Below are 14,012 nucleotides of genomic sequence, written 5' to 3' on the forward strand. Positions count from 1 at the left end.
CGAGGCCCCTAGGCATGCACGCTCCACTGGCAGGCATCCGCTGCGATCGGCATCTCGTCGATGGCATGGATCATCCCGCTCTGCAACGCTTCCTTGGCCCCGAGGATACGCGGATAGGCCATCAGGTAGCGGGGCACGTCGAGCACCTCGGTGGCGCCCTGGGTGCGCTCGGCGACGATCTGCGCGTAGAGCTGCAGGTCGTAGTCCAGGCTCATGGCGTATTCGGCCATCCGGGCATGGTCCACCGAACCATGCAGGGTCCAGTGGAACGGATGGAACAGGAACTTGCTCATGGCGCAGGCGGTACGGCGCTCGCCGGCCAGGAACAGGATGTTGCCCATGGACTCCACCGTGCCCAGGTTGTGGGTGTGCACCGGCACCGGCAGCGAGCGCAGGAAGTTGTACAGGGTGAAACCGTAGCTGCACTCCCCGCCCATGGTGGCGATGTTGACCTGCAGCACCTCGGCGCCCTGCTGCAGGGCACGGGAACAGGTGTTGATCAGGTTGCCGCAGGTGGATGAGTTGATCGGGCCGGTGTAATGGATGATGTGTCTGGCCATGCGTGCCTCCAGGGTTGGCAGATCATTCCAGTGGAACGGGCTGGCCTTCAGCCCGCTTCGCCATCGCGAGGCGGGTGGGCCGCATCGTCTCGCTCGCCCTGCTCGCCCAGGCGCTGGTACTGCTTGCGCAGTGCATGCAGCTGGGCCGGGTCCATGTCTTCCAGGTCGAGCAAGGCCTTGTGCGCCTTGCGGGTGGTGCGCAGCAGCTCGTCGATCTTGATGTGCAGTTCGTCGTTGTCGCGGTTCTGGGTGTTCTGGATCAGGAACACCATGAGGAAGGTGACGATGGTGGTCGAGGTGTTGATCACCAGTTGCCAGGTGTCATTGAAGTCGAACAACGGCCCGCTCACGCCCCAGGCCAGGATCACTACGAGGGCGATGGCGAAGGTCAGCGGGCGGCCGGACCAGTTGGCCAGCCATTGGGCGAAGCGGTCGAATTTCATGTTGGCGGTCCTCCCGCGCTGCCTGGGCCTCAGCCCGGCAGCTTGTCCTCGCCGGGCAGGCCTTGCAGGTCGGGGTCGTCCGGCAGGACCTCCGGCTCATCGTCGATCGGCTGCGGCTGGGTCGTACCGGGCAGTTCGTGCAGTTCGTCGAAAGCGTCGTCGGTCTTCATCGCAGGTTCTCCTCTGGCTGACGAGGCGCGGTTTCGCGGCCCCGGCATCCGGTGGAGAGACAGGCCACGGCAAAGTTCCAATTGTGAGCGCCGTGGTTGAAACCCAGGGGCTGCTTTGCAGCCCAACCCCAAGCCACGACCGAAAGGCCACTCGTCAATCCTGCTGAACCTGGCCATGCCTGCCCAGTCGCACATTCAAGAGCTGCCCGCATCCGTGGCCAGGTTTTCCAGGACGCGGGCGATATCCTCCACGAGCGAAGGAAGGCACCGTGAGCGAGATCCGCATTGGCATTTCCGGTTGGCGCTATGGCCCCTGGCGCAAGGATTTCTACCCCACCGGCCTGCGCCAGGACGACGAACTGGCGTTCGCCTCGCGGGCGGTCAACAGTATCGAGATCAACGGCTCGTTCTACGCCCTGCAAACACCCGAGCGCTACCGCAATTGGCACGACCAGACACCCGAGGGCTTCGTCTTCTCGGTCAAGGCGCCGCGCTACATCACCCATGTGCGACGGCTCAAGGAGATCGAGCAGCCGCTGGCCAACTTCTTCGCCTCCGGGCCGCTGCTGCTGGGCGACAAGTTGGGGCCGATCCTCTGGCAGTTTCCGCCGAGCCTCAGGTACGACGAGGCGCGCTTCAGCCATTTCCTCGAGTTGCTGCCGCACCGGCGCAAGGCCGCACGGGCTTGCGCCGAGCAGTGCAGCGAACAGCTGAAGGGCAACGGCGCCACCGCGCTCAAGGGTGACGGGGCCCTGCGCCATGCCGTGGAGATCCGCCACGACAGCTTCTGCTGTACGGCCTTCGTCGAGCTGTTGCGCCGCCACAACGTCGCCCTGGTGGTGGCCGACAGTGCAGGCAAGTGGCCCTATGTCGAGGATGTGACGGCCGATTTCGTCTACCTGCGCCTGCACGGCGACGTCGAGCTCTACAGCAGCGGCTATACCGCCCGTGCCCTGCGCCGCTGGAAGGCGCGCATCGAAGCCTGGAGCCGGGGCGGACAGCCCGACGATGCCCAGCTGGTCGTCCAGCGCGCCCCGCGCAAGCGGGCCTCGCGGGACGTCTACTGCTATTTCGACAACGACCAGAAAGTCCACGCGCCCTACGACGCCCGGCGCTTGCTGGAAAGGCTCAAGCTGGACGGCGAGCTGCTCACCGAGCCGGGCGTGGAACCGGAGGTCGAGCTGTGAACAAGACCCTGCCCGCCCCCCGCTGCATCATCGACCGGGTCACCGCCGTGCATCGGCTGAACGTGCTGACCATCAACGTGCATAAGGGCTTCACCCTGTTCAACCGACGCTTCATCCTGCCCGAGCTGCGCGAGGCGGTGCGTGCCACCGGCGCCGACCTGGTGTTTCTCCAGGAGGTACACGGTAGCCACCAGGAACACGCCCTGCGCCATCCGGCCTGGCCGGCCACACCCCAGTACGAGTTCCTCGCCGACAGCATGTGGCCGCAGTTCGCCTATGGGCGCAACGCCGTGTACCCCCACGGCGACCACGGCAATGCCCTGCTGTCGAAGTTTCCCATCGCCGAGTACCACAATCTCGACGTGTCGATCCAAGGCAACGAGCAGCGCGGCCTGTTGCATTGCCGGCTGGAGGTGCCCGGGCACGAGCAAGTGCATGCCGTCTGCGTGCACCTGGGCTTGCGCGAGGCCCACCGGCAGAGCCAGGTACGCCTGCTGCTGGAGCTGCTCGACAGCCTGCCGCCCAAGGCCCCGGTGATCGTCGCCGGTGACTTCAACGACTGGCGGCTGAAGGCCGATGCAGTGCTGTCCCAGCGCCTGGTGGAAGCCTTCGGGGAACACTTCGGCACACCGGCGCGCAGCTTCCCGTCGCGCCTGCCGCTACTGCGCCTGGACCGCATCTACCTGCGCAACGCCATGCCGTGCGCGGCCCAGGTCCTGTCCAAGTACCCCTGGTCGCACCTCTCCGACCATGCGCCCTTGGCGGCAGAGGTGAGCCTGTGAACAGACCCTGGGTGGACGGCAACCATGTCGAGCTGCTGATCAACGGCGAGCAGTACTACCCGCGCGTGTTCGAGGCCATGGCCCAGGCGCGGGAAGAGATCCTGCTGGAAACCTTCATCATCTACGACGACAAGGTCGGCCAACAGCTGCAGCAGGTGCTGATCGATGCCGCCCGGCGAGGTGTACGGGTCGAGGTGGCCGCCGACGGCTACGGCACCGCCGACCTGCCGGATAGCTTCGTCTCGGCCATGACCGAGGTCGGCATCCGCTTCCATGCCTTCGACCCGCACCCGCGCCTGGCGGGCATGCGCACCAACCTGTTCCGCCGCCTGCACCGCAAGATCGTGGTGATCGACGGCAAGCGGGCATTCATCGGCGGCATCAACTACAGCGCCGACCACCTCGGCGACTATGGCCCGATGGCCAAGCAGGACTATGCCGTGGAAGTCACCGGCCCGGTGGTCGCCCAGTTGCATGCCTCCAGCCGCCGCCTGTTGGCGCCAGTACTGCAGCCGCCGAGCCAGGTGCGCCCGGTCACCCAGCCCTGCGGCCAGGCCAGCGCCGTGTTGGCCGAACGCGACAACGGCCGTCATCGCAACGACATCGAGGCCTATTACCTGGAGGGCTTTCGCCTGGCGCGCCGGCGCATCCTGGTGGCCAACGCCTACTTCTTCCCCGGCTACCGGTTGATGCGCGAACTGCGCAATGCCGCCCGACGGGGCGTGGAGGTGACCTTGATCCTCCAGGGGCAGCCAGACATGCGCTGGGTCAGGGCCCTGTCGCGATTGCTGTACAACTACCTGCTGCGCGACGGCGTGCGCATCCACGAATATTGCCAGCGCCCCTTGCACGGCAAGGTCGCGCTGGTGGACGAAGAGTGGGCCACGGTGGGTTCGAGCAACCTCGACCCGTTGAGCCTGTCATTCAACCTGGAGGCCAACCTGCTGATCCGCGACCGCGCGTTCAACCAGCAGCTGTATCGGCGCCTGAGCGAACTGGCCAGCCAGCAATGCAGGGCGGTCACCCTGGAGCGGATGATCCGTGGCTACTGGTGGCGGGCGCCGCTGATCTTCCTGTGCTTCCACATCATCCGCCATTTCCCGCGGATCGCCGGCTGGTTCCCGGCCCATCGCCAGGAACTGCAATCGCTGCGCCCGACCCAGGAAGACGAGTCCACCTACCACGAGGGCAAGACCTGATGGAGCGAAAACCATGGCAGACCTGGGGCAAGCGCCTGCTCACCCTGGCGTTCCTGGTGCTGGTGCCGGCGCTGCTGTACATGCTGGCGCGCAACCTGGACTGGAGCGAAGTGCGCCAGTCGCTGCTGGCCTACAAGCCCGCGACTCTGGCGGTGGGCCTGGCCCTGGCCCTGGCCAGCTACCTGGTGTTCGCCAGCTACGACCTGCTCGGCCGTGCCTATACCGGCCACCATTTGCCCGTGCGCCAGGTATTGCCGGTGGCGTTCGTCTGCTATGCCTTCAACCTCAACTTCACCACCTGGGTCGGCGGCGTGGCCCTGCGCTACCGGCTGTACAGCCGCCTGGGCCTGGACACGCCGACCATCACGCGGATCCTGACCCTGGGGCTGTTGACCAACTGGGTCGGCTACATGCTGCTGGCGGGCACGGTGTTCGCCCTGCGCCTGGTCAAGCTTCCGGACGACTGGGCGGTGGGCGTCGTCGGCCTGCAACTCATCGGTTTCCTGTTGCTGGCCGTGGCGCTGGGCTACCTGCTGGCCTGCGGTTTCGCCAAGCGGCGCACCTGGCGTCTGCGCGCGCATGAAATCACCCTGCCGTCGCTGCGCCTGGCGCTCTGCCAGGTGACCTTGGGCGCGAGCAACTGGGCGCTGATGGCGGCGTTGATCCACTGGCTGCTGCCCCAAGAGCTGTTCTTCCCATCGATCCTGGGCATCCTGCTGATCAGTTGCGTGGCCGGGGTGGTGGCGCACATTCCCGCCGGGCTCGGGGTGCTGGAGGCGGTGTTCCTCGCCCTGCTCCACGGCCAGCTCGGCCAGGGCAGCCTGGTGGCCGCGTTGCTGGGTTACCGCACGTTGTACTACCTGATTCCGCTGTTGCTGGCGGTGCTGGTCTACCTGGTGCTGGAAAAGCGCGCCAAGGCCATGCGCCGGCGCGGCAAGGCGACATTGCGCAAGACCTGACGACGGCCGCGAGGCCAGGAGGTGTGCCATGCGTTTTCCCGTTCTGCTGCTGATGCTGGGCAGCCTGGTCAGCACCCAGGTGCTGGCCGAGGCCTGCGAGGTTTTCACCCGCTCCTCCAGCGATGCGGTGACGCCCGTGGAGCGGCGCACCTGCTACAGCTTCAGCGACATGCCCGCCGAGGCCATCGCCTGGTCGTGCAGCAACGAGAGCAAGGAGATGGTCAATACCCGCAAGCACCCGGTTTCGCGCTGCGCCGATGGCAGCGTCGGCAGTTGCATCGCGCCCTTGACCCAGGAATCGCTGGCCAACCCGAAATCCATCGGTCGCGACCAGCCCCCGACCCACCCGGCGGTGCCCAAGGACGCCCGGGTCATCACCTACTACTACGACACCCCGAGCCTGGCTCAGGCCCGCACCGACTGCGAGCGCAACGACGGCATCTGGCAGACCCATTGAACCGAAGGAGAACGACCATGCCACGTGGAGACAAAGACAAGTACACCGACAAGCAAAAACGCAAGGCCGAGCACATCGAGGAAAGCTACGAGGCCAAGGGCGTGCCCAAGGACGAAGCCGAGGCGCGGGCCTGGGCGACGGTCAACAAGCAGTCCGGCGGTGGCGAGCGCAAGGGCGGCTCCGGGCAGAAGAAAAGCCCGCAGGCCAAGGAGAAGGCTCGTGAGTCCTCGGCCAAGCGCGCCGCCGCCACCCGCCGCGGCGTGCCACGGCCCGGCCAGCGCCTGGAGGACATGAGCAAGGCCGAGCTGATGGACCGGGCGCGCAAGCAGAACATCGCCGGACGCTCGACCATGCGCAAGGCGGCGCTGGTCGAGGCGCTGCGCCGTGCGGCGTGACGGTGGCCCCAATGCCTGCCCGCCGAGCGGCATTGGGGCTGCTTTGCAGCCCATCGCGACCCACAGGGTCTGAGTCGATCACGCATGATGCGGTTTGCAGGGCCAAAACGGGCGGCCCATCGGCTAGCCCCGCTTCTTCTTCACTCCTCCCTGTCGCGCCTTGAAACGAGGATTGGATTTGCAGATCACATAGATCCTTCCGCGGCGTTTGACTACCTGGCAATCACGATAACGGCGCTTGGCTTGCTTGAGTGACGACAGTACTTGCATGGGAGTCTCCGATTACGTAATAACATAACATTAACGCAAATCATTCCCATCTCGCAATCACCCCGTCACAGCGCATCCTTTGCCATTGCAAGATCCAATCTTCAACTACTTTCTATAGAACTTTGAATACTTAATTGATTTAGAAGCATTTTTTATCTGAATTACCCGCGAAGAGGACACCGAGCTGTATGGCACGGGCTTCGCCCATGTTCGCGCCCTCGAGGAAGACCGTCCCTTGTGCAACCTCAACCAGACCGTTGCGAGTGGAACACCAACGGCAACCCCTGGCAGCTGTCGACCACCCGGCCGCCATGCCAGGCAAGCTGACCGGACACCAGGGTGGTGGTCACCCGATGATGAAACCGATGCTGGATGAACGGCGTCCACTGACAGTGGGCCAGCACCGGATCGAGGGTGACGGCCCGAGGCTCGGGCAGGCGTTCGATCAAGACCAGGTCTGCCCAGTAGCCTTCGCGCAAATATCCCCTGCCCTGGATTGCGAACAGGTCAGCGACCGAGTGACTGGTCTTGCGCACCAGTTGGGCAACCGACAGCACGCCCTCCTCGACCAACTCCAACAGTGCCGGTAATGCATGCTGGACCAGCGGCAATCCAGCGGGCGCCAACGCGTAGGAGCGTTGCTTCTGCGTCAGTGTGTGCGGTGCATGATCGGTCCCGATGACATCGATACGGTCGCACTGCAGCGCCTGGCGCAGGGCATCGCGGTCTGCCCGGGTCTTGATGGCGGGGTTGCATTTGATCAGGTGCCCGAGGCTTGCATAGTCGCGGTCATCGAACAGCAGATGATGCACGCACACTTCCGCGGTGATCCGCTTCCCTGCCACGGGGCCAGGTTCGAACAGTTGCAGTTCCTGTGCTGTGGTCAGGTGCAGCACGTGCAAGCGGGTGCCGAATTGCCTGGCAAGTTGAACGGCCAGTGTCGAGGAACGTAGGCACGCGGCAGCGTCCCGAATGAGTGGGTGCATGGCCGGTGGGATGAAATCACCGTATCGCTCGCGCAGTCGCGCCTCGTTGGCCAGGATCGACGGCGTGTGCTCGCAATGCGCCAACAGGATCGTCGGCACGTTGGCGAACAGCCGTTCGAGGGTTCTCGGGTCATCCACCAGCATGTCCCCGGTGGATGCCCCCATGAACACCTTCACCCCCGCCACGGAACCTGGATCGAGCGATGCCACGATATCGAGGTTGTCCTTGCTTACCCCGAAGTGAAAACCGTAGTTGGCAACGGAGGTCGCGGAGGCGCGCGCTTTTTTCTCCTGCAGCGCGGCAAGGTCCAGGGTGGGTGGGCTGGTGTTGGGCATGTCCATGAAACTGGTAATGCCTCCGGCGACCGCTGCGCGCGATTCACTGGCGATCGTCCCCTTGTGCGCAGCGCCAGGCTCGCGGAAATGCACTTGATCATCGATCATGCCGGGCACGAGCCACTGGCCACAGGCATCGATTTCAGTGGATGCATTGATGCCTTCGATACTGCGGCCGATCTTTTCGATCCAGCCGTGGACGACCAGTACATCGGCATCCTCGACCGCCCCTTCGTTGACCAGGCGAGCGTTGCGAATGATGACGCTACTCATGCCTTCACCCCGCTCCCCATAACGTGATCGGCCTGGATGACGTTGTAAAAGCCGCTTCGACGGCCGATATGGCCGACAAAGCGGGGGCCTGCTGCTACCTGTTCGAGCATTGAAAACATGGGATGGCGTCCTGAATAATTTCGTTATAACGTAACACAAATTAAAAATAGACCACCGCTTTCCGCCTGTGCAGGTATCCGCCATGAATGAAGCCCAAACCTCAGCCAACACTCAGCCCTACGCCGACGTCGAACTGGCCTGCCTGGCAGGCGCCAAGGCTGCGCTCTATCGATGGGCTGCCACCGTGGCCTCGCGGGATGTGGACAAAGTCCTGGCGCTTTACGCCCCGGACGCGATCCTTGTACCGACCCTGTCCAACGAGGTCCGCGACTGCGACGATAGCCGGCGCAGTTATTTCGAAAGTTTCTTCGCCAACGAAGGGCTGGTCTGCGACATCCGCTTCTTCAAGAAACGCGTCAGCCGCAAGCTGGGCACCGTGGTCGTCGGCGGCCAGTACACGTTCGTATTCCGCGAGGCGGGCGAGCAGCGGATCGTGCCCGCCCGCTTTCTCTTCACCTTCGAGCGGATCGAACAGCAGTGGCTGATTACCGGCCATCATTCCTCCATCGAAGCCTGAAAGCGACTCAGCAGCCCTGCTTGCCTGCTCAGCGCTCCAGATCCCCGTTGCCAATGGCGATGGTGATGGCCTGGGCCGTCGTTGCAACGCCTAGCCGGCGACGCGCCGAACGCAATAGATACGTTCGACCACCTCGTCTCGTGCCGATGTGGCAGAAAACAGGACGAAGCGGTTACAGGGAACGGAACGTTATCGAGCGGCTGTTCGGCTGGCTGAAGGAGCATCGCCGCCTAGCAACCCGTTACTGCAAGCTTGCGAAAAGCTATGCCGCAATGGTCACGCTAGCCTGCTGGCGGCGGTGTCTACGACAGGCAAGTGCCTTCCTCCATCCATGCCTATCGCCCTATTAAACTTGCCAGTGACATTTGACAAATTTCACTGATAACTCACCGTCACCGTGGCTATCCCCTTGACCAGGCCGGGAGAGACGCAGCGCCCCCCAGCTTCGCTCTGGTAATAGCGCACCTGATCCAGCAACACTGCCCACCACCACCTTCTTGCGCGGAGCGATGTTAGTGAAAATGCCAGTGATGGGGTCGTAGTGCAGGAGTTCGCGCAGGCGTTGTGCGGTCAACATATCAACGGCCTCCTACTGCGGCGCCCAGCGATGGGGCGCGGACAAGAGAAGGGTCAGAAAGTGTGGTACAGCTGCCTGAACGACAGCCTTGATGCATTCGAAACGCATAGGCTTGCTCCTTTGTGGATGGGGCAAGCCTATGGGTCGGAAGTAGACGGTTTCCCAACTATTTAGCTACCTGGATACGCAATTGTTACCCCGCCACTGCCAGCTGGTAATGACATCGGCGGTGATCTCAAATGTAGTGGTGCAGGACAGCTGAATATTCATAGCGGGGGTTCCGCCATACGAGTTGGTGTATGCGGTGTTGCCCACGACCGTGGTCTGGTACGTAGGCGCACTACCTGGCAGATACATGTCATTGCTACTCGAGTAGATCAGAAATTTCCTGTCACTTGCTTCATATGTTTGCTGCGGCGGCCCCCAGCTTCGCACCAAATCCAGCTCACTAGAGCCAACCCAGCTTTGTAGAACCTTCTCATATTTACCGGTCGTAGCGCACCCGGACACCATGAGCGGGAGCATTAGCAGCGGAAGCCATTTCATGATGGTTTCTTCTCATTGTGGTGGCAGATTGAGCTCAGTCTAAACCACGCTGCAGGAAGCAGGCGGCGGCAGCGGCTAATCCTCGGGCATCCTGCTGGGCAGCCTTGATGTTTTCGTCGGCCTGGACCAGCAGCTCGCGGGCAGAGACAGTGACCGGCAGTCCTTCATTGTCCAGCGCCCCCGTTGGCAGCCGAATATCCTCAACGCGAGCCATGATCTCGTCGGCCAGCTGGATGGTCGGATCAGCATCGGCCTGGCTAGGGCTGGCCATGTCGCGTTCACTTTCGGGAGCGACCCGAGCCTGCCACCGCCGTCCTTTCGGACCGGAGGTGGACAAAGCCTCGGTGCATTGCTTGCCGCTGGCTTTGTAGGTCTGCTCTGGCTAAGCGGCCTGTACTTCGCGACCGTCGCTCGCCGCTGTTACGACCTGATTGTCGAGAGAAATTTCCGGTAACCCCAAGCCCGGCCAAGCGCCGGGCCGCCCTGCTCCTGCCGAATCCACCCATATCCTTGACGAACTCCCGCCGAACGTTGCGTAACGCACCATTTTTGGTACACTCAACACATGAGTGAAATCCCACCAACATTGCACGTCAGTTTTTATCGCACGGAAGCGGGCAATGAGCCGGTGCGCGAATGGCTGACCGACCTGCCTCGCGATCACAAGCGGATGATCGGAACAGAAATCAAAACGGTCCAGATCGGCTGGCCAATCGGAATGCCAGTTGTCAGAAAGCTTGATAAAGGCCTCTGGGAGGTCAGGGTCAACCTAGTCGATACCATCGCCCGCGTGCTCTTCACCGTGGACGGGAACGTCATGGTTCTGCTTCACGGCTTCATCAAGAAGAGCCAGAAAACACCCGCGTCTGACTTGGAAACCGCCAGGCAACGCAAAGCAACACTAGAGAGGAACAAGCAATGAACCAGCACATCGGCTCCGATTTCGACGATTTCCTTGCAGAGCAAGGTCTCGCAGAGGAAGTGTCCGCTGCTGCCCTCAAGCGAGTCATCTCTTGGCAAATCGCTGAAGCCATGAAAAGCCAGAAGGTGACAAAGAAAGCCCTGGCTGCGCGCATGCACACCAGTCGTACCGCAGTGGACCGCGCACTAGACCAAGACGACCCAGGCATGACGCTGGCGACCCTAGCCAGCGCCGCTCGTGCACTGGGCCAACGCGTTGAGGTGCGACTGGTGCCGGAGCAAGAGGCTGCTCACGCATAACCTCGCCCTGCTCCAGTGAGCCCGGCCAAGCGCCGGATCTTTCCCACTCGCCCTATACACATGGACCCCATTCTATAGCTTATAGAATGGGGTCCATGTGTATACACGGCCAGCCCTACGGCAGCCTCTGGAGCCCAGCATGACCGAACCCACCCTCACCTTCAAATGCCTCGGCCACACTGAGCGCGTCGACGGCACGATCGCGAGCTACACGATTGAGGTGACCAGCTCGCGTAATGGTCGAGTTGAGGTACTGGAGGTAGAGCCCGATCACCTCGTCTCGGCCCGAAGCATGAAAGATTTCTCTTAAACCGATGCATGTTTTACTCGACCACTCAGAAGAAGCACACCGAGACCATGGCTGCGATGTTCGATGCACAGGACGCTGAAGCAGAGCGAGAGAACAGCCTCGACTAAGCCATCTCGTGGCGCGGCGACAGCTAGGCGCGGGCCGGCGCCAGACGCAAAAAGCCCAGCGCGGGGCTGGGCTTCAAACGATCAATCTTTCTTGGGGCTCGGAGCAGGTGGCGGAGCCTTCGGCGCCTGAGCTGGCAACACGTTTCTAGTCCGGTCAGGATTCACATTCATACCGTCATTGACATGATTGGATCCAGGCGCAGTAGCGTTGTGCCTCCAACGAACCGCCCCAGTCCGTTGCCGGAAAGCCCATGGACTGGGGCATGATGACCTAGGAGGTCAAATGCAAAACATAGAAAACCGTCTCACCGCTTTGGAGCAGGCTGCCAACACAGTATCGGCGGTGACTCTCAATACCCTCGGCGCGATCATTAACGAAATTACTAAGCTTGACTCCATTGACCGACAATCCCTATGGGAAAATCTGGAATCCTATAAGGCAACGCAGGTTCAGGGCGGTAATCAGGCCAACTACTTGGACATGCTGACCTTCTTGCAATCGCGAATTTTCTGAGTTCTGATCGGCGCCGTTGCGACAGCAACAGGCGCCTGCTCACCCAGGCCGATGCCGACGACTACAACATGGCCACTTTTGGTAGTTTCAAATTTAAGCTTCATGGCTACTCTCCTGCGGCCTATCCACCAGCGCGGGGCCGAGCACAACAGACAAAGACGCCGACCTCGCCGCCTTCAACGCCGCGTTCCAGAAGGCCATGGAAACCGGATGGGATGATCCCATCGACCTGGCCCTCCAGCTGTGGAACGCCCGGGGCGCCCTGGAGCGCAAGCCAGCGCTCGACACAAAGCTGATCGGCATCGTCCACACCCCGCTGGCTGAGTACGACGAACCCTGAAGGAGTACATCCGTACTCTTTTCTGCTGTAGCCCCTCTCCCCTCCATTCACTGCCGCGATATGGCGGCCAAGGAATCGACATGCTCGAAAGGACACCGATCAAGACGGAGGCCGAGTTGTGCGCGGCCTTCAGTCGATGAACAAGCAGGCCGATTGGACTTGCTATCCCGAGGCTGCAGGCTTCGACATCCTCGCCGTGCACACCAGCGGTCGGCAGATCGGCATCGAGGCGAAGATGACCCTCAATGCGAAGGTGGCCGACCAGATCCTGCCGAAGGACTACGAAAACTTCTACGGCCGCCCAGGCCCTGACCACCGCCTGGTGATCGTCGGCAAGGCCAGCGATGCCAGTCACGGTATCGGCCGCATGCTGGGCCTGCTCGGTGTTCCGGTCTTGCTTCCCCGCTGGATGCATCGTGGCGGCGACAAGTCCGGATGGGAGTTCGATATCCGCTGCCTGAATAACCGGGACTGGATGTCTTTCTTCGTCAATGAAGAGTACCTGCACCTGTTCGACTGGAACCCGGCAGAACGTTGCCGAGTGCCAATGGTGGTTGGCGCGCATCAGGCCGGAGTCCCCTCGCCGGTGAGCCTCACACCCTGGAAGGAGGCCGCGCTACGGGTGATCGCCTTGATGCGCTCGCAGGGTCACATCGCGTCAAAGCAGATCCAGGAGTTCGGCATCAGCCCGACCGCCTGGACGCGACCAAAGGGCAACGACCCTGCTCCGCAGCGTCATCTCGCAGATTCAGTGGACTTCAGTAGGTGTGAAGCGAAACGCGATCATCAAGTTGTCGAGCGTATTCAAAACGGCCGTGCTGGACGGGCTGATCGCCAAGAACCCGACTGCTTCCCTGGACAAGCCAAAGGCCGTAAAGAAGGTCGTCGATCCATACACCAGGACCGAGGCGGAAGCGATCATTGCTCACCTTTACGGCAGCCTGCGCAAGTACTCCCAAATCTACGCAGCCTTCTTCGAGTTCTGCTTCTTCACGGGGGTTCGGCCTGGTGAGGCAATGGGCCTTCAGTGGGATGACGTCGATCTGGAGGAGCGAACTGCAGTCATACGCCGGATCATCATCAATCGAGCGCCACAAGAGCGCACCAAGACCAAGAATCACCGAACCATCCTGCTCAACGAGCGGGCGCTCAATGCCGTCAGCCAGGCCCGGCGAGTGGCAAACTTGAAGCGCATGGCTTCCAAATCGGCCAATCCGGTCAGCCCCTTCGTCTTCCAGCCAAGCAAAGGTGGGCTGTGGATCAACGAGCCAAGTGTTACAATCCGCCCCTTCAAAGCAGCGCCCAAGGCGCTGGACATCCGTGAACGCCGGCAGTACGACACCCGCCACACCTACGCACCCCTGTGCCTGATAGCTGGAATGAACCTCGCGTTCATCGCCAACCCGCTCAGCCACTGCGTCGAGATGTTGCTCTCTACCTACGCGAAATGGATCAGCTCCTCCTCGGACTGGAGGGAGCTGGAGAAGCTGCCGCCCCGAGTCGAATTGGCCCGAAATTGGCCCAAAACGCACGAGAGGGGCCTAAATACACCTCTGGAACCCCCGCAGGACAAGCACTTGATTTCTACCGCCAATATCACCATGCGCTATGCAATGGGGGTTATTGGGTGGAGATGTGTAGGTTTTACTGGCTGAAACTCCTCTCTATCCCCCACCAAAACGCATTGACTGGTTCGGAAATTGGTCCGGCAGTCTGCGCCCCTCATCCATGCCGGTTCGGCAT

General features: G+C 62.1%; 21 protein-coding genes and 1 pseudogene. 15 read left to right on the forward strand and 7 right to left on the reverse strand.

Annotation, left to right across the window (positions count from 1 at the left end; all coding sequences use genetic code 11):
* Positions 1 to 8: 8 nt before the first annotated feature.
* Genes ACDI39_RS04625 through ACDI39_RS04635 form a run of 3 tightly spaced genes read right to left on the reverse strand, consistent with a single transcriptional unit; the run spans position 9 to position 1,173 of the window.
* A complete protein-coding gene (locus ACDI39_RS04625; protein ID WP_225787745.1) occupies positions 9 to 560 on the reverse strand; it encodes an ATP-dependent Clp protease proteolytic subunit in 552 nt (183 codons plus the stop codon).
* A 47-nt stretch (positions 561 to 607) separates the two neighbouring features.
* On the reverse strand, positions 608 to 1,003 hold the full coding sequence (locus ACDI39_RS04630) for a low affinity iron permease family protein (protein WP_225787744.1): 396 nt from the start codon (positions 1,001 to 1,003) through the stop codon (positions 608 to 610).
* Positions 1,004 to 1,032: 29 nt separating this feature from the next.
* Positions 1,033 to 1,173 (reverse strand): hypothetical protein, encoded by a 141-nt coding sequence (locus ACDI39_RS04635; protein ID WP_225787743.1) that lies wholly within the window; start codon positions 1,171 to 1,173, stop codon positions 1,033 to 1,035.
* Between the two features lie 269 nt (positions 1,174 to 1,442).
* Between ACDI39_RS04635 and ACDI39_RS04640 the strand changes: the two genes are divergently transcribed.
* From ACDI39_RS04640 to ACDI39_RS04665, 6 genes are read left to right on the forward strand one after another with little or no spacing between them, the layout of a single operon-like run.
* Positions 1,443 to 2,360 carry a DUF72 domain-containing protein gene (locus tag ACDI39_RS04640; protein WP_486537797.1) on the forward strand — a complete coding sequence of 306 codons (918 nt, stop codon included), beginning with the start codon at positions 1,443 to 1,445 and terminating at the stop codon, positions 2,358 to 2,360.
* Positions 2,357 to 3,142, forward strand: a complete 786-nt coding sequence (locus ACDI39_RS04645; protein WP_253080524.1) for an endonuclease/exonuclease/phosphatase family protein — start codon at positions 2,357 to 2,359, stop codon at positions 3,140 to 3,142. Before ACDI39_RS04640 ends, ACDI39_RS04645 begins: the two co-directional genes overlap by 4 nt.
* A complete protein-coding gene (gene clsB / locus ACDI39_RS04650; protein ID WP_253090762.1) occupies positions 3,139 to 4,341 on the forward strand; it encodes a cardiolipin synthase ClsB in 1,203 nt (400 codons plus the stop codon). Before ACDI39_RS04645 ends, clsB begins: the two co-directional genes overlap by 4 nt.
* Positions 4,341 to 5,300, forward strand: coding sequence for a lysylphosphatidylglycerol synthase domain-containing protein (locus tag ACDI39_RS04655; protein WP_253090761.1), 960 nt, complete (start codon positions 4,341 to 4,343; stop codon positions 5,298 to 5,300). Before clsB ends, ACDI39_RS04655 begins: the two co-directional genes overlap by 1 nt.
* A 28-nt stretch (positions 5,301 to 5,328) precedes the next feature.
* Complete coding sequence (locus tag ACDI39_RS04660) at positions 5,329 to 5,757, forward strand: hypothetical protein (RefSeq protein WP_225787738.1); 429 nt, start codon at positions 5,329 to 5,331, stop codon at positions 5,755 to 5,757.
* Between the two features lie 17 nt (positions 5,758 to 5,774).
* The gene (locus ACDI39_RS04665) at positions 5,775 to 6,152 is read left to right on the forward strand and encodes a termination factor Rho (protein ID WP_225787737.1); all 378 of its coding nucleotides are present in this window, start codon (positions 5,775 to 5,777) and stop codon (positions 6,150 to 6,152) included.
* A 123-nt stretch (positions 6,153 to 6,275) separates the two neighbouring features.
* Here ACDI39_RS04665 and ykgO read toward each other — a convergent pair whose 3' ends face one another.
* Together ykgO and ACDI39_RS04675 are read right to left on the reverse strand one after the other, a co-directional pair.
* Complete coding sequence (gene ykgO / locus ACDI39_RS04670; protein ID WP_253102638.1) at positions 6,276 to 6,422, reverse strand: type B 50S ribosomal protein L36; 147 nt, start codon at positions 6,420 to 6,422, stop codon at positions 6,276 to 6,278.
* Between the two features lie 245 nt (positions 6,423 to 6,667).
* A complete protein-coding gene (locus ACDI39_RS04675; protein ID WP_486537801.1) occupies positions 6,668 to 8,017 on the reverse strand; it encodes a dihydroorotase in 1,350 nt (449 codons plus the stop codon).
* 202 nt (positions 8,018 to 8,219) lie between these two features.
* Between ACDI39_RS04675 and ACDI39_RS04680 the strand changes: the two genes are divergently transcribed.
* Both ACDI39_RS04680 and ACDI39_RS04685 read left to right on the forward strand, forming a co-directional pair.
* On the forward strand, positions 8,220 to 8,654 hold the full coding sequence (locus ACDI39_RS04680; RefSeq protein ID WP_253090760.1) for a nuclear transport factor 2 family protein: 435 nt from the start codon (positions 8,220 to 8,222) through the stop codon (positions 8,652 to 8,654).
* Between the two features lie 173 nt (positions 8,655 to 8,827).
* Positions 8,828 to 9,004 (forward strand): annotated as a pseudogene (locus ACDI39_RS04685) (transposase); the annotation flags it as partial.
* Here the strand turns inward: ACDI39_RS04685 and ACDI39_RS04690 are convergent.
* The gene (locus ACDI39_RS04690; protein ID WP_225787734.1) at positions 9,001 to 9,231 is read right to left on the reverse strand and encodes a hypothetical protein; all 231 of its coding nucleotides are present in this window, start codon (positions 9,229 to 9,231) and stop codon (positions 9,001 to 9,003) included. The pseudogene ACDI39_RS04685 and the gene ACDI39_RS04690 sit on opposite strands and share 4 nt — an antisense overlap.
* Positions 9,232 to 9,811: 580 nt before the next feature.
* Positions 9,812 to 10,048 (reverse strand): hypothetical protein, encoded by a 237-nt coding sequence (locus ACDI39_RS04695; RefSeq protein WP_253080520.1) that lies wholly within the window; start codon positions 10,046 to 10,048, stop codon positions 9,812 to 9,814.
* A 294-nt stretch (positions 10,049 to 10,342) separates the two neighbouring features.
* Between ACDI39_RS04695 and ACDI39_RS04700 the strand changes: the two genes are divergently transcribed.
* From ACDI39_RS04700 to ACDI39_RS04730, 7 genes are all read left to right on the forward strand, one after another.
* Complete coding sequence (locus ACDI39_RS04700) at positions 10,343 to 10,699, forward strand: type II toxin-antitoxin system RelE/ParE family toxin (protein WP_225787733.1); 357 nt, start codon at positions 10,343 to 10,345, stop codon at positions 10,697 to 10,699.
* On the forward strand, positions 10,696 to 10,998 hold the full coding sequence (locus ACDI39_RS04705; RefSeq protein WP_186663749.1) for an XRE family transcriptional regulator: 303 nt from the start codon (positions 10,696 to 10,698) through the stop codon (positions 10,996 to 10,998). The genes ACDI39_RS04700 and ACDI39_RS04705 overlap by 4 nt, the downstream gene beginning before the upstream one ends.
* Positions 10,999 to 11,137: 139 nt before the next feature.
* On the forward strand, positions 11,138 to 11,308 hold the full coding sequence (locus ACDI39_RS04710) for a hypothetical protein (protein WP_253080519.1): 171 nt from the start codon (positions 11,138 to 11,140) through the stop codon (positions 11,306 to 11,308).
* A 390-nt stretch (positions 11,309 to 11,698) separates the two neighbouring features.
* Positions 11,699 to 11,929: a hypothetical protein gene (locus ACDI39_RS04715; RefSeq protein WP_253102640.1), complete on the forward strand. Its 231-nt coding sequence runs from the start codon at positions 11,699 to 11,701 to the stop codon at positions 11,927 to 11,929.
* A 199-nt stretch (positions 11,930 to 12,128) separates the two neighbouring features.
* The gene (locus tag ACDI39_RS04720; RefSeq protein WP_253081750.1) at positions 12,129 to 12,269 is read left to right on the forward strand and encodes a hypothetical protein; all 141 of its coding nucleotides are present in this window, start codon (positions 12,129 to 12,131) and stop codon (positions 12,267 to 12,269) included.
* Positions 12,270 to 12,405: 136 nt separating this feature from the next.
* Positions 12,406 to 13,281 carry a hypothetical protein gene (locus ACDI39_RS04725; RefSeq protein WP_253081749.1) on the forward strand — a complete coding sequence of 292 codons (876 nt, stop codon included), beginning with the start codon at positions 12,406 to 12,408 and terminating at the stop codon, positions 13,279 to 13,281.
* Positions 13,229 to 13,924, forward strand: coding sequence for a site-specific integrase (locus ACDI39_RS04730; RefSeq protein ID WP_486538951.1), 696 nt, complete (start codon positions 13,229 to 13,231; stop codon positions 13,922 to 13,924). Before ACDI39_RS04725 ends, ACDI39_RS04730 begins: the two co-directional genes overlap by 53 nt.
* Positions 13,925 to 14,012: the final 88 nt, after the last annotated feature.

The organism is Pseudomonas sp. Tun-23181, assembly GCF_057415455.1.

Coding starts and splice junctions, on each gene's coding strand:
- ACDI39_RS04710 (WP_253080519.1), top strand. CDS start 11,138: ATGACCGAACCCACCCTCACCTTCAAATGCCTCGGCCACACTGAGCGC.
- ACDI39_RS04675 (WP_486537801.1), bottom strand. CDS start 8,017: ATGAGTAGCGTCATCATTCGCAACGCTCGCCTGGTCAACGAAGGGGCG.
- ACDI39_RS04665 (WP_225787737.1), top strand. CDS start 5,775: ATGCCACGTGGAGACAAAGACAAGTACACCGACAAGCAAAAACGCAAG.
- ACDI39_RS04680 (WP_253090760.1), top strand. CDS start 8,220: ATGAATGAAGCCCAAACCTCAGCCAACACTCAGCCCTACGCCGACGTC.
- ACDI39_RS04705 (WP_186663749.1), top strand. CDS start 10,696: ATGAACCAGCACATCGGCTCCGATTTCGACGATTTCCTTGCAGAGCAA.
- ACDI39_RS04725 (WP_253081749.1), top strand. CDS start 12,406: ATGAACAAGCAGGCCGATTGGACTTGCTATCCCGAGGCTGCAGGCTTC.
- ACDI39_RS04690 (WP_225787734.1), bottom strand. CDS start 9,231: ATGTTGACCGCACAACGCCTGCGCGAACTCCTGCACTACGACCCCATC.
- ACDI39_RS04630 (WP_225787744.1), bottom strand. CDS start 1,003: ATGAAATTCGACCGCTTCGCCCAATGGCTGGCCAACTGGTCCGGCCGC.
- ACDI39_RS04700 (WP_225787733.1), top strand. CDS start 10,343: ATGAGTGAAATCCCACCAACATTGCACGTCAGTTTTTATCGCACGGAA.
- ACDI39_RS04695 (WP_253080520.1), bottom strand. CDS start 10,048: ATGGCCAGCCCTAGCCAGGCCGATGCTGATCCGACCATCCAGCTGGCC.
- ACDI39_RS04635 (WP_225787743.1), bottom strand. CDS start 1,173: ATGAAGACCGACGACGCTTTCGACGAACTGCACGAACTGCCCGGTACG.
- ACDI39_RS04715 (WP_253102640.1), top strand. CDS start 11,699: ATGCAAAACATAGAAAACCGTCTCACCGCTTTGGAGCAGGCTGCCAAC.
- ACDI39_RS04660 (WP_225787738.1), top strand. CDS start 5,329: ATGCGTTTTCCCGTTCTGCTGCTGATGCTGGGCAGCCTGGTCAGCACC.
- ACDI39_RS04655 (WP_253090761.1), top strand. CDS start 4,341: ATGGAGCGAAAACCATGGCAGACCTGGGGCAAGCGCCTGCTCACCCTG.
- ACDI39_RS04625 (WP_225787745.1), bottom strand. CDS start 560: ATGGCCAGACACATCATCCATTACACCGGCCCGATCAACTCATCCACC.
- ACDI39_RS04720 (WP_253081750.1), top strand. CDS start 12,129: ATGGAAACCGGATGGGATGATCCCATCGACCTGGCCCTCCAGCTGTGG.
- ykgO (WP_253102638.1), bottom strand. CDS start 6,422: ATGCAAGTACTGTCGTCACTCAAGCAAGCCAAGCGCCGTTATCGTGAT.